The following is a 12,756-nucleotide window of genomic DNA, read 5'->3' as shown; positions in this document are numbered from 1 at the left end:
GACTTAGAGGTCAACAAATCACGACGCAAAATAGCGTCACAGGGAGCCGGCATGCTGGAAAAGCTGTTTCAACTCAAAGCCCACAACACCAATGTGCGCACCGAGATTCTCGCGGGTATCACCACATTCCTGGCCATGGCCTACATCCTGTTCGTCAACCCGAGCATCCTCAGCCAGACCGGCATGGACAAGGGCGCGGTGTTTGTCGCGACCTGCCTGGCGGCGGCCATCGGTTCGACCGTGATGGGCCTGATCGCCAACTACCCGATCGCACTCGCGCCGGGCATGGGCCTCAACGCCTTCTTTACCTACACCGTGGTCCTGCACATGGGCCATACCTGGCAGGTGGCGCTGGGCGCGGTATTCATTTCGGCGGTGTTGTTCTTCCTGCTGTCGATCTTCCGCATCCGTGAGTGGATCATCAACGCCATCCCACTGCCCCTGCGCTCGGCGATTGCCGCGGGTATCGGCCTGTTCCTGGCGTTGATCGCCCTGCACAACGCCGACATCGTCGTCAGCAACCCGGCCACCATGGTTGGCCTCGGTGACCTGACCAAAGCGGCGCCGATCCTTGCCACCCTCGGTTTCGTGCTGATCGTCGCGCTGGAAGCCCTGGCCGTGCGCGGCGCGGTGCTGATCGGCATCCTCGCGGTGACCATTGCGTCGATCGCCTTGGGCGTAACCCCGTTCGGCGGCGTAGTGTCGATGCCACCGTCCCTGGGCCCGACCTTCCTGCAACTGGACATCAAGGGCGCGCTGGATATCGGCTTGGTCAGCGTGATCTTCGCCTTCCTGTTCGTGGACCTGTTCGACAACTCCGGCACCCTGATCGGCGTCGCCAAGCGCGCCGGCCTGATGGGCAAGGACGGCCACATGCCAAAAATGGGCCGTGCGCTGATCGCCGACAGCACCGCCGCCATGGCCGGTTCGCTGCTGGGTACGTCGACCACCACCAGCTATATTGAATCCGCAGCGGGCGTGAGCGCCGGCGGCCGCACCGGCTTGACCGCCATCGTCGTGGCGATCCTGTTCCTGCTGGCGTTGTTCTTCTCGCCATTGGCAGGCAGCGTCCCGGCCTTCGCCACCGCGCCAGCGCTGCTGTTCGTGGCCGTACTGATGACCCAGGGCCTGGCAGAAATCGACTGGGATGACATCACTGTTGCAGCGCCGGTGGTGATCACCGCCCTGGCGATGCCCTTCACTTACTCCATCGCCAACGGCATCGCCTTCGGTTTCATCGCCTGGACCGCCATCAAGCTGCTTTCGGGCCGCTACCGTGAGCTGAACCCGGCGCTGGTGATTCTGTCGATTCTGTTTGTGATCAAGCTGGGCTGGTTCAACGCATGACTTTTGACGCCGCAAGCTACACCGCTCAACTGCAAGACAAGGTCACGCGCTTGCGTGACCTGTTGGCCCCGTTCGATGCGCCTGAACCACAGGTATTCGACTCGCCGCTGCAGAACTTCCGCCTGCGGGCGGAGTTCCGCCTGTGGCGCGAAGGCGGTGATCGCCACTACGCGATGTTTTCCCAGGACGACAAGCGCACGCCGATCCTGATCGAAGAATTCCCCATCGCCAGCCTGCGCATCAACCAGTTGATGCCGCAACTCAAGGCCGCCTGGCAAGCCAGCGCCGCCCTGAGCCACAAGCTGTTCCAGGTGGAGTTCCTCACCACCCTGGCCGGCGACGCGATGATCACCCTGTGCTATCACCGCCCGCTGGACGAGCATTGGCACACCGCCGCGAACAAACTGGCGGCAGACTTGAACGTGAGCATCATCGGCCGCTCCAAGGGCAAACGCGATGTGATCGGCCAGGACTACGTGGTGGAGAAACTCGACGTCGGCGGTCGCACCTTCAGCTATCGCCAACCCGAAGGCGCGTTCACCCAGCCCAACGGCACCGTGAACCAGAAGATGCTCAACTGGGCCTATGAAGCGCTGGGCGATCGCCCGGATGACCTGCTGGAGCTGTACTGCGGCAACGGCAACTTCACCCTGCCCCTGGCCACCCGCGTGCGCAAAGTGCTGGCCACCGAGATCAGCAAGACCTCGGTCAATGCCGCCCTGAGCAACCTCGATGAAAATGCGGTGGAGAACGTCACCCTGGTGCGCCTCTCCGCCGAAGAACTCACCGAAGCCCTGAATGAAGTGCGCCCGTTCCGTCGCTTGCACGGCATCGACCTCAAGAGCTACGAATTCGGCAGCGTGTTCGTCGATCCGCCGCGTGCAGGCATGGACCCGGACACCTGCGAGCTGACCCGGCGTTTCGACAACATCCTGTACATCTCGTGCAACCCAGAGACATTGGCGGCGAACATCGCGCAACTGCATGACACGCACCGTATTACCCAGTGTGCGATGTTTGACCAGTTCCCGTGGACGCACCATATGGAATCAGGTGTCTTGCTGACTCGTCGCTGAATCTTATCCCCCTGTGGGTGCAGGCCTTTGTGGGAGCTGGCTTGCCTGCGATAGCGGTGTTTCAGGCACTGATGGGCTAACTGACAGCCCGCTATCGCAGGCAAGCCAGCTCCCACATAAGCCCACTCCCAACATAGATTTTCACGCATCAGTTGAATCGCCGGGTTTCGGAGTGTCCTTGCGCGGCCGCCCGCCCTTCTTGCCATTGGCACGGGCAGCGGCAGCCTTGGCGGCGCTGCGCTTGCGACCGTTGCGCGCAGCCACCAGGCTCACGGCCAGGTCCATCAGGGGCTGGCTCGTGGCAATCAGGCCGGTGATGGACACGTCCAGGTCCTGGGGTTCACAGCACAGTGCCTTGCCGCCGAAACCGACCTCCAATTGCTGGAAGTCCTCCAAGGAAAACCCCTCGAACTCGGGAAGGCCCGCCACGGGCAGCGAGACCCGGCTGCCGTCGCTGAAGCCGATGGAAATGCTCTTGTCCTCATAGCTCACCGAACTGGCGTTGGCGTACAAATGCCTGGTCTTGCGCCCGCGGGCTATCGCCTTATCGATATCGGCCTCGGTGAGCGGCACGTAGGGCCGGACTTTGGCTTTTACGACTTTTACAAATTTATCTTCACCCATACTGGGATCCTCACCAGATTCAAAATTGTCTGCTGCCCCACAGCATCGTGCCAAGCGCGTGCAATTACATGAACACCCGGCCGGATGACCAATCCCGGCACCACTTCATCCGCCCCCAAGTCCCAGGAATGGTTCTCCAGGCAAACCGTCTGAATTTTCTCCCACCAAATCCTTCGCGCCCGCGCCAGATAATGCCGCTGCATCAACGCCGCGCGAATGCCCAGCAGAACTGCACCGGGCGGCCGCCGCCGTTCAGGGTCCACATCCCATAACTCCACGTCGCCATCCAGAAAGCTGAAACGAAAGCGCGCATCCCAACCCGCGCCCCGCACATGAACATGCGGTGGGCAATGTTCATCCCTGAGCAATACTGAAATCACAAATCCCTTGTAAGTGCCTATTCGCATCGTAACCCATCCGTTAGGTTATTTTCCGCCCGGTAACAATTTCACCCCCTGCCACCCGACAACCGGCTCCAAAATCCTGAAGCTGTTTCACAGACTAGTAACCGGGAACCAAGCGTCGAATGCAGTGTTGTTACCGCGCATAACCGTGCGGTAATCGAACATATCTTCAGCCGTCGATTGACCAAATTAACCATTCAGTACATTTTACTTCCACAACTAACAATAACTGTGGAGACCCTCCCATGCCGCCTATCGTGCTGGTGCTCAACGGCCCCAACCTCAACCTGCTCGGCACCCGTGAGCCTGCAACCTACGGCCATGAAACCCTGGCCGACATCGCCGCGCTGTGCGGGCGCAGCGCCGAAAAGCTCGGGCTGAAAATCGAATTCCGCCAGACCAACCACGAAGGCGAACTGCTCGACTGGATCCACGGTGCCCGCACCCGTTGCGCCGGTATCGTGATCAACCCGGCCGCGTGGACCCACACCTCCGTCGCCATCCGCGACGCGCTGGTGGCCAGTGAAGTGCCGGTGATCGAAGTGCATTTATCCAACGTGCATGCCCGTGAAGCATTCCGTCATCACTCCTTTGTGTCGCCCATCGCCAAAGCCGTGCTGGCCGGGTTTGGCAGCCATGGCTACCACTTGGCCCTGGAACATTTCAGCCAGGTGTTGAACGCATGAAGCCGCGCATTCTCGCCGGCCTGATCGGCTCCGGCATCCAGGCTTCCCGCACCCCCGCCCTGCATGAACAGGAAGGTGACGCCCAAGGCTTGCGCTACCTGTATCGCCTGATCGATCTGGACCCGCTGCAGCTGAACGTCGACGCCCTGCCCGACCTGCTGGACGCCGCCGAGTTGATGCAGTTCACCGGCCTGAACATTACCTACCCGTGCAAGCAGGCGATCCTGCCGTTGCTCGATGACTTGTCCGACGAGGCTCGGGGAATTGGCGCGGTGAATACGGTGGTGTTCAAGGACGGCAAGCGCATTGGCCACAACACTGACTGCCTGGGATTCGCGGAGGGTTTTCGCCGTAACTTGAGTGATGTCGTGCGCCGGCGTGTCGTGCAAATGGGCGCTGGCGGCGCAGGTGCGGCGGTGGCCCACGCGCTACTGGCCGAAGGTGTCGAGCACTTGAGCATTTTCGACCTGGACAACAGCCGCACCCAGGACCTGGTGGACAACCTCAGCCAGCGTTTCGGCCCGGGCCGCGCCCAGGTCGGCGGCCACTTGGAAAATGCCATGGCCGAGGCCGATGGTGTGGTCAACACCACGCCGATGGGCATGGCGAAGCTGCCGGGCACACCGGTTCCAGCTGCCTTGCTGAGGGCAGAACTGTGGGTGGCCGAAATTGTGTATTTCCCGCTGGAAACAGCACTGCTGCGGGATGCCCGGGCCCTGGGTTGCCGTACGCTGGATGGCGGCAATATGGCGGTGTTTCAGGCGGTGAAGGCGTTTGAGCTGTTCAGTGGCGAAGCGCCGGACGCGCAGCGGATGTTGGCGCACTTTCAGGCCATGAATCACTAAGGATGCACAGCCAATCCAATCTGTGGGAGCTGGCTTGCCTGCTCCCACAGGGGTTGTGTTCCAACCTGAAGAGTCAGGCCTGCAAGTACCGCATCACCGACTCACAAATCATGTCCCGATGCCGCTGCTTGATGGCCTCATCCGACAGCTCTATCTGAAAAATCTCACTAAAGGTATGGCGGTTGGACACCCGGTAGAAGCTGAATGAGTTGATCAGCAGGTGCACATCCAACGGTTCCAGCCCCGCACGAAACACACCCATCTCAGCCCCACGCCGCAACGTCGCGCCAAGCGCTTCAAGGATGTTGCTGTTCATCGCCTTGATCGACTCCGAACGCTTCACATACTCGGCGTTGTGGATATTTTCGATGCTGACGATGCGCACAAAATCCACGTTCTGGTCGTGGTGATCAAAGGTGAATTCCACCAGCCGACGGATTGCTTCACGGGGCTCCAGGGCGGTGAGGTTCATCCGGGTTTCCGTGTTGCGGATGTCGCCGTAGAGCTTCTCCAGCACCTCGACGTACAGCTGCTCCTTGCTGCCGAAGTAGTAATAGATCATGCGTTTGGAGGTGTGGATGCGCTCGGCGATGGCGTCCACGCGCGCGCCGGACAGGCCTTGCTGGACAAACTCGACGATCGCTTCCTGCAGGATATTTTCGCGGGTCTTTTCCGGGTTGTTCTTACGACTCTTGCGCGGCGTTTCGGACGCAGCGGAGAGGTCGGGAGTCAGGGTCATGGTGCGCTCACGGCCGTTTTTATTGTGCAGGCGCCGATTATGGGCTGCGGCGCTCCCCGAAGGAAGCACCGCGCCATTGCTCACAACCGCGCTTGGCGCACCGCACCGCTGCGGGATTTGGCCATGGCCGCCAGGCGCACCGCCACATTGGCTGCGCCGTAGCCGGCATAACCATTTTTACGCTGGATGATCTCGAAGAAGAACCGCCCTTCGAACGGTTCGGTGTACACGTGAAACAGCTCGCCACCATTGGCGTCACGGTCGTACAGGACGTTGTAGTACGCCAGTTCGCTGAGGAACTCATCGTCAAAATCAAACCGCGCGGCGAGGTCATCGTAGTAGTTGAGCGGGATGTCCAGCAGCGGCACGCCCGCGTCTTTGGCCCGGCGTACCTCGGCGAAAATGTCCGCGCAGTCGAAGGCAATGTGGTGCACACCCGAACCGCGATAGCTCGATAGCGCGTGGGAAATCGCCGTGTTGCGGTTCTCGGAAATATTCAGCGGCAGACGGATCGAACTGCAACGGCTGCGCAGCGCGCGGCTTTTCACCAAACCGTACGGGTCGGGCAACACCACTTCGTCGTCGGCCTCGAAATCCAGCAGGCTCTTGTAAAACAGCACCCAACTGTCGAGGCTGTCGGCCGGCAGGGCCATGGCCATATGGTCGATGCGCAGTAAGCCACCACCGGCAGGCGGCGCGGCTTGCAGGTTGAAGTCGGTGTCGTACAGCGTGCCTTCGCTGGGGTCCACCAGGTAAATCAGGCTGCCATCCGGCGCACGCACGGCGGCCAGTTCCAGCTCATTGGGGCCGACCAAGCCGCGATAGGGCTGGCCCTTGTAGGCCACCGCCCGCTCCAGGGCCTTGGCGCTGTCCTTGACCCGCAGCGCCGTGGCGCACAACGACGGGCCGTGGGCCTCGAAAAAGTTGTGGGCGAAGGAGTAAGGCTCGCAATTGAGGATCAGGTTGATATCACCCTGGCGCAACAGGCTCACGCTCTTGGAGCGATGCTGGCCGGCCTTGACGAAGCCAAGGCGCTCCAGCCAATGGGTCAGCTTGGCGCCGAGGCTTTCGTCCACGGCAAACTCAAGGAACTCGATGCCGTCGTATTCGCTGGCGGCCGGGGTGTCGAACAGAATCTCCACCGGTTGCGCCGGGGCTTGCTGTTGCAGGCGCTCGCGGGTTTTCTCTTCCAGGTACAGCAAGGAGCGCAGGCCGTCCGCCGCATTCGCCCGGGTCGGCGCGGCGCGGAAACCGTCGTTGAAAATCTCCAGGGACAAGGGCCCGGTGTAGCCACTCTGGATGATCGGTGCAAGAAAGCCCGCCAAATCGAATTCGCCCTGCCCCGGGAAGCAGCGGAAATGCCGGCTCCACTCCAGCACGTCCATGGCCAGGATCGGCGCGTCGGCCATCTGCACAAAGAAAATCTTGTCACCGGGGATCTGCGCGATGCCACTCGGGTCGCCCTTGAGCGACAAGGTGTGGAAGCTGTCGAGCAGCACGCCGAGGGCGGGGTGATCGACCTGGCGCACCAGGTTCCACACCTGCTGCCAGGTGTTCACATGCTTGCCCCAGGCCAGCGCTTCATAGCCGATGCGCAAACCACGGCGGCCGGCATGTTCGGCCAACAGGCTGAGATCATCGAGTAAAATGCGCTCATCGCCGACACAATCGGCGGAGGCGTTGCTGCACACCAGTACCAGGTCGGTGCCCAGTTCCTGCATCAGGTCGAACTTGCGCTCGGCGCGCTCCAGGTTGCGTGCGAGGCGGTCGCGGCGGCAGCCTTCAAAGTCGCGAAACGGCTGGAACAACGTGATGGCAATCCCCAGGTCGGCACACATTTGCCTAACTTCGCGGGGGCTGCCGTCGTAATACAACAGGTCGTTCTCGAAGATCTCCACGCCATCAAATCCGGCGGCGGCAATGGCTTCGAGTTTTTCCGGCAGGGTGCCGCTCAAGGAAACGGTGGCAATGGAACGTTGCATGGGGCGACTCCCGGCAATTATTGTTTGCGCCAAATTATTCGCCCCCAGTCTACCCACAGCAATTAAAATGTACGAACCGGTTAGTTTTTGGTGCGATTATCGAACACTAAGCCGCTTTGGCGAATTGACGATTTTTTAGCCGCTGCGCACCATCGACTCCGCAACCTGACCCAGAACACACCATAAAAATTTCAAAAAACGGGTACGACCTCATGCCTCTGCAAAATTCCGCCCTGGCCGCGCGCCCCGGCACCCCGCACGCCGGCATCGGCGACAAGATCCGCGGCGCCATGGCCGTGGGCAAGACTCGCTGGGGCATGTTGGCCCTGGTGTTCTTCGCCACCACCCTCAACTACATCGACCGCGCCGCCCTGGGCGTGATGCAACCGATCCTGGCCAAGGAAATGAGCTGGACGGCGATGGACTACGCCAACATCAACTTTTGGTTCCAGGTCGGCTACGCCATCGGCTTTGTGCTGCAAGGCCGCTTGATCGACCGCGTCGGCGTCAAACGCGTGTTCTTCTGCGCCGTGCTGTTGTGGAGCCTGGCCACCGGCGCCCACGGCTTGGCGACGTCGGCAGTGGGCTTTATGGTCTGCCGCTTTATCCTCGGGCTGACCGAGGCCGCCAACTACCCGGCCTGCGTCAAGACCACGCGCCTGTGGTTCCCCGCCGGCGAGCGTGCGGTGGCCACTGGTATCTTCAACGCCGGCACCAACGTTGGCGCGATGATGACGCCGATGCTGCTGCCGCTGATCCTGCACGTGTGGGGCTGGCAAGCCGCGTTCCTGTGCATGGCTTCGCTGGGCGCGATCTGGCTGGTGTTCTGGGGCTTGAAGTACTACAACCCGGAAGACCATCCGAGCGTTAAGCAATCGGAACTGGACTACGTGCAACGGGAAGTCGAGCCTGAACAACCGGGCGTGCCGTTCAGCCGTATCCTGCGCATGCGCGGCACCTGGGCCTTCGCCATTGCCTACGCGCTGACCGCGCCGGTGTTCTGGTTCTACCTGTACTGGTTGCCGCCGTTCCTCAACCAGCAATACAACCTGGGCATCAACGTGACCCAGATGGGCATCCCGCTGATCATCATCTATCTGACAGCCGACTTCGGCAGTGTGGGTGGGGGGATTCTGTCGTCGTTCCTGATCGGCCGTGGCATGAACTCGATCAAGGCGCGGTTGCTGTCGATGCTGCTGTTCGCCTGCTGCATCGTCGGCGTGATCATGGCTGCCGGTTCCAGCCAACTGTGGGTCGCGGTGTTTGCCATCTCCCTGGCCATCGGTGCGCACCAGGCCTGGACCGCCAACATCTGGAGCCTGGTGATGGACTACACGCCCAAGCACATGATGAGCACGGTGTTCGGTTTCGGCGGCATGTGCGCGGCTATCGGCGGCATGTTCATGACCCAGATCGTCGGCCACATCCTCACCGTGACCAACAACAACTACACCGTGTTGTTCACCCTGATCCCGGCGATGTACTTCATTGCGCTGACGTGGATGTACTTCATGGCCCCGCGCAAGATTCCTACCGTAGACGTTTAATCTACCTACGCCGCTGCTGCCAGGCAGCGGCCAACCCGCTCATGCAGATCACCCCGATGCCGACTACCGTGGTCACGTCGGGGGTATGGTTGAACACCAGCCAGCCCAACAACCCCGCAAACACGATCTGGCAATAGCCGAACGGCGCCAGCAAGGCCGGCGCCGCGAAGCGGAACGCCTGGGTCAACAGCAAGTGCGCGGTCATCCCGCAGGTGCCCAGCGCCAGCATCAACACCCCGTGCCACCACGTCGGGATCTGCCAGAAGAACGGCACCAGCGCACTCATCACCAAGGTATTGCACAGGCCGGCGAAGAAATTGCTGGTGGTCGGTGTGTCGTATTGGCTGAGGATGCGCGTGAGCAACTGGTAGAAGCAGAAGAACAGCGCCGAACACAGCGGCAGCAGCACCGCCGGGGTGAACAGTTCACCGCCGGGGTGGATGATGATCAACACGCCGACAAACCCGCAGATCACCGCCAGCCACTGGCCGCGTGTGACGTGCTCGCCGAGCAGCGGCACCGAGAGGGCTGTCACCAGGATCGGCGCGAGGAAGTTCACCGCCGTGGCTTCCGCCAACGGGATGTAATGCAGCGCCGCGGTAAAGAACAGGCTCGTGCCCAACAGGCACAACGCGCGCACCACCTGCATGCCCGGCCGTTTGCTGCGCAGCACGCGCAGGCCTGATTGCGGCAGGAAAATCCCGGCCATCAGCAAGGTGTGCACCAGGTAGCGCGCCCACACCACCATCACGATCGGGTAGAACCCGGCGAGGTATTTGGACAAGGCGTCGTGGCTGGAGAACAGGAAAGTCGCCACCACAATCAGCAAAATGCCTTTGAAGGGATGGTTGACGCCGGAGAGGGGAGTGCTGACGGTCATTGAGTTCTCTTGCATGACGGGCTGAACGCGGGCTGCTCAACCCGGTAATTTAGCAGCCGGGCCTGCGTCTGCCCCAAGAGCATAACCAAACACTGTGCGAACAGCGCACTAAATCACGGGATTGAAGTCCAACGTCCCACGTTTGCCCGTACGTTGCACACTTTTTAACCAAGGCCTGCCGCTATGAAAAAAACCCTGTTCGTTCTGTCTGCCGTTGCCCTGCTTGCCGCTTGCAACCAGGAAACCAAGGAAGCCCCCAAGCCCGCGCCCGCCTCCGTGCAAGCGACGCTGGTGCCGGCAACCCCGCCCACCGACCAATGGGTCGGCAAGTGGATTGGCGTCGAGGGCCTGCACCTGACCATCGCCAAGGACGACAGCATCGGCCGTGGTCACTACATCCTTACCATGCAATACGGTCTCGATGCCGACGACTCGGGCACCTTCAAAGGTGAAGCCGCCGAAGACGGCATCGCCTTCACCCGTCCGGACGGCCCGCAACTGCTGCGCGCCGGTGACGGCGAAGCCACCGGCCTGAAGTGGCTGGCGGATAAAAAGGACTGCCTGATCGTAGCAACCGGCGAAGGCTACTGCCGCTAATAACGTCCATACTCATCCCACTTACTTGTAGGACCGTTCACCGAGAGGATTGCCCCCATGCTATGGAAAAAAGGCCGACGCAGCGACAACGTGGTGGATGCCCGCGATGACAGTGGCGGCGGCGGTGGCGGCATGCGCTTTGGTGGCGGCAAGGGCTTGAGCCTGACCGCCATCGTGCTGATCGTCGGCATTGGCTGGCTGACCGGCCAGGACCCGTTGCAGATCCTCGGCCAGCTCACCGGCCAGATGGAACAGGCGCCGTCGGTCAGCACGCAAACGCGCCAGGCGCCGCCGGCCAACGACGAGCAGGCGGATTTTGTCCGCGCGGTGCTCGGTGATACCGAAGACACCTGGGCCCAGGTGTTCCAGGAAAACGGCCTGGCCTACAAGAACCCGAAACTGATCCTGTTCCGTGGTCGGGTGAATTCCGCCTGCGGTGGCGCCACGTCGGCCAGCGGCCCCTTCTATTGCCCCGCGGACCAGCAGGTGTACCTGGACCTGGATTTCTTCCGGGAAATGTCGCAACGCTTCCAGGCTGCGGGCGACTTCGCCCAGGCCTACGTGATCGCCCACGAAGTCGGGCACCATGTGCAGACGTTGCTGGGTATCTCTTCGAAAATCCAGGCGGCACGGCAACAAGGCCGGCAGATGCAAGGCGACGGCGGCCTGCTGGTCCGCCAGGAACTGCAAGCCGACTGCTTTGCCGGCGTATGGGCCAACCGCGCGCAAAAGCGCCTGAACTGGCTGGAACCCGGCGATATCGAAGAAGCGCTGAACGCGGCCAACGCCATCGGCGATGACCGTTTGCAGCAACAGGGTCAGGGCCGCGTGGTGCCGGACTCGTTTACCCACGGCACCTCGGCGCAGCGCGTACGCTGGTTCAAGACCGGCTTCGCCCAGGGCCAGATCACTCAATGCGATACCTTTTCCGCCAAGAGTCTTTAAATGAATAAACGATTGGGATTGCTGCTGGGCCTGTTAGTCAGTTGTTCAACCTGGGCGGCCGGACACGGTGCCAAGGAAGCCAGTCTTGATCGATTCCCCCTGCAGGCCGGCGACCTGAGCGTCGGCCTGAGCCAGGATTGGCGCCAGCCGCTACCAGACGTGACCCGTGCGCTGATCATCGTGCACGGTCGCCTGCGTGATGCGCAGACCTACCTGGAAAGTGGCGAAAAGGCCACCGCAAATGCCGGACAAGGCGCCAACACCTTGGTGATCGCCCCGCGCTTTCTGATCGAGGCGGATGCGCAACACGAGCATCTGGACAACCAGATACTGCGCTGGACCGACAATGGCTGGATGGCCGGCGAACCGTCCACCGGCCCGGGGCACATCAGTTCCTACGGCGCACTCGACCAAATCATCAAACACCTGGGCAACCGCAAGCTGTTCCCAGCATTGAAGGAAATTGTCGTAGCCGGGCATTCCGGTGGCGGCCAGGTGGTACAGCGTTTTGCCCTCACCAGCCACGACCACCCGAAGCTGCAAACCGAAGGCATCAGCCTGCGCTATGTGGTGGCGAACCCTTCGTCCTACGCCTACTTCAGCCCGCAGCGGCCGGTGAAGTTCGATGCGGCCAGTTGCCCGGGGTTCAACGACTGGAAATACGGCATGCAGAACTTGCCGGCCTACGCCAAGGGCCAGAGCCCGGCGCAGCTTGAACAGGCATATGTGTCACGCGACATCACTTACCTGCTGGGCCAGCAGGACACCGACCCGAATCACCACGCGCTGGACAAAGGCTGTGAGGCCGAGACCCAGGGGGCGTATCGGTTGGTTCGTGGGCATAACTATTTTGACTACCTCAAGCAGCGGCATCCGCAGTTGGGGCATCGGTTGGTTGAGGTGCCGGGGGTGGGGCATAACGGGGATGGGATGTTTACGTCGCCAGAGGGGCAGAAGGTGTTGTTTGCCCAATAACAACTGAAGAGACCCAATCAAAAATGTGGGAGCTGGCTTTTGTGGGAGCTGGCTTGCCTGCGATGCAGGCGACTCGGTCTTTCAGTTGCACCGAGGTGATGCCATCGCA

General features: G+C 61.4%; 13 protein-coding genes. 8 read left to right on the top strand and 5 right to left on the bottom strand.

Features of this window, described 5'->3' with window-relative positions; translation table 11 throughout:
* Positions 1 to 51 precede the first annotated feature (51 nt).
* Both J1G37_RS16055 and trmA read left to right on the top strand, forming a co-directional pair.
* A complete protein-coding gene (locus tag J1G37_RS16055; protein ID WP_017737405.1) occupies positions 52 to 1,347 on the top strand; it encodes an NCS2 family permease in 1,296 nt (431 codons plus the stop codon).
* Positions 1,344 to 2,423, top strand: a complete 1,080-nt coding sequence (gene trmA / locus J1G37_RS16050) for a tRNA (uridine(54)-C5)-methyltransferase TrmA (protein ID WP_124527808.1) — start codon at positions 1,344 to 1,346, stop codon at positions 2,421 to 2,423. Before J1G37_RS16055 ends, trmA begins: the two co-directional genes overlap by 4 nt.
* A gap of 141 nt (positions 2,424 to 2,564) precedes the next feature.
* On the opposite strand, the gene J1G37_RS16045 is transcribed toward trmA, so the two are convergent.
* Together J1G37_RS16045 and J1G37_RS16040 are read right to left on the bottom strand one after the other, a co-directional pair.
* Positions 2,565 to 3,047 (bottom strand): DUF2442 domain-containing protein, encoded by a 483-nt coding sequence (locus J1G37_RS16045; protein WP_207043221.1) that lies wholly within the window; start codon positions 3,045 to 3,047, stop codon positions 2,565 to 2,567.
* On the bottom strand, positions 3,026 to 3,454 hold the full coding sequence (locus J1G37_RS16040; RefSeq protein WP_207043220.1) for a DUF4160 domain-containing protein: 429 nt from the start codon (positions 3,452 to 3,454) through the stop codon (positions 3,026 to 3,028). Before J1G37_RS16040 ends, J1G37_RS16045 begins: the two co-directional genes overlap by 22 nt.
* 242 nt (positions 3,455 to 3,696) lie before the next feature.
* Between J1G37_RS16040 and aroQ the strand changes: the two genes are divergently transcribed.
* Together aroQ and J1G37_RS16030 are read left to right on the top strand one after the other, a co-directional pair.
* Complete coding sequence (gene aroQ, locus J1G37_RS16035) at positions 3,697 to 4,137, top strand: type II 3-dehydroquinate dehydratase (RefSeq protein ID WP_124527811.1); 441 nt, start codon at positions 3,697 to 3,699, stop codon at positions 4,135 to 4,137.
* A complete protein-coding gene (locus J1G37_RS16030) occupies positions 4,134 to 4,982 on the top strand; it encodes a shikimate dehydrogenase (protein WP_207043219.1) in 849 nt (282 codons plus the stop codon). The genes aroQ and J1G37_RS16030 overlap by 4 nt, the downstream gene beginning before the upstream one ends.
* A gap of 73 nt (positions 4,983 to 5,055) precedes the next feature.
* Here the strand turns inward: J1G37_RS16030 and J1G37_RS16025 are convergent, their stop codons facing one another.
* On the bottom strand, positions 5,056 to 5,721 hold the full coding sequence (locus tag J1G37_RS16025; protein WP_017737399.1) for a TetR/AcrR family transcriptional regulator: 666 nt from the start codon (positions 5,719 to 5,721) through the stop codon (positions 5,056 to 5,058).
* Between the two features lie 80 nt (positions 5,722 to 5,801).
* Positions 5,802 to 7,703 (bottom strand): 3-dehydroshikimate dehydratase QuiC, encoded by a 1,902-nt coding sequence (quiC, locus tag J1G37_RS16020; RefSeq protein WP_207043218.1) that lies wholly within the window; start codon positions 7,701 to 7,703, stop codon positions 5,802 to 5,804.
* 212 nt (positions 7,704 to 7,915) lie between these two features.
* Between quiC and J1G37_RS16015 the strand changes: the two genes are divergently transcribed.
* Positions 7,916 to 9,250 carry an MFS transporter gene (locus J1G37_RS16015; protein WP_017737397.1) on the top strand — a complete coding sequence of 445 codons (1,335 nt, stop codon included), beginning with the start codon at positions 7,916 to 7,918 and terminating at the stop codon, positions 9,248 to 9,250.
* A gap of 1 nt (position 9,251) precedes the next feature.
* Here the strand turns inward: J1G37_RS16015 and J1G37_RS16010 are convergent, their stop codons facing one another.
* Complete coding sequence (locus tag J1G37_RS16010) at positions 9,252 to 10,130, bottom strand: DMT family transporter (protein ID WP_124527816.1); 879 nt, start codon at positions 10,128 to 10,130, stop codon at positions 9,252 to 9,254.
* A gap of 183 nt (positions 10,131 to 10,313) precedes the next feature.
* On the opposite strand from J1G37_RS16010, the gene J1G37_RS16005 reads away from it, so the two are divergent.
* Genes J1G37_RS16005 through J1G37_RS15995 form a run of 3 tightly spaced genes read left to right on the top strand, consistent with a single transcriptional unit; the run spans position 10,314 to position 12,647 of the window.
* Positions 10,314 to 10,727, top strand: coding sequence for a membrane lipoprotein lipid attachment site-containing protein (locus tag J1G37_RS16005; protein WP_207043216.1), 414 nt, complete (start codon positions 10,314 to 10,316; stop codon positions 10,725 to 10,727).
* Positions 10,728 to 10,784: 57 nt separating this feature from the next.
* On the top strand, positions 10,785 to 11,672 hold the full coding sequence (locus J1G37_RS16000) for a neutral zinc metallopeptidase (protein WP_207043215.1): 888 nt from the start codon (positions 10,785 to 10,787) through the stop codon (positions 11,670 to 11,672).
* Positions 11,673 to 12,647, top strand: coding sequence for an alpha/beta hydrolase (locus J1G37_RS15995; protein ID WP_207043214.1), 975 nt, complete (start codon positions 11,673 to 11,675; stop codon positions 12,645 to 12,647).
* Positions 12,648 to 12,756 lie beyond the last annotated feature (109 nt).

This window comes from Pseudomonas sp. Marseille-Q1929, assembly GCF_017316265.1.
Lineage (GTDB): Bacteria > Pseudomonadota > Gammaproteobacteria > Pseudomonadales > Pseudomonadaceae > Aquipseudomonas.
The sequence above is the reverse complement of the archived record's forward strand: the minus strand, read 5'-3'. Positions and strand labels throughout refer to the sequence as shown.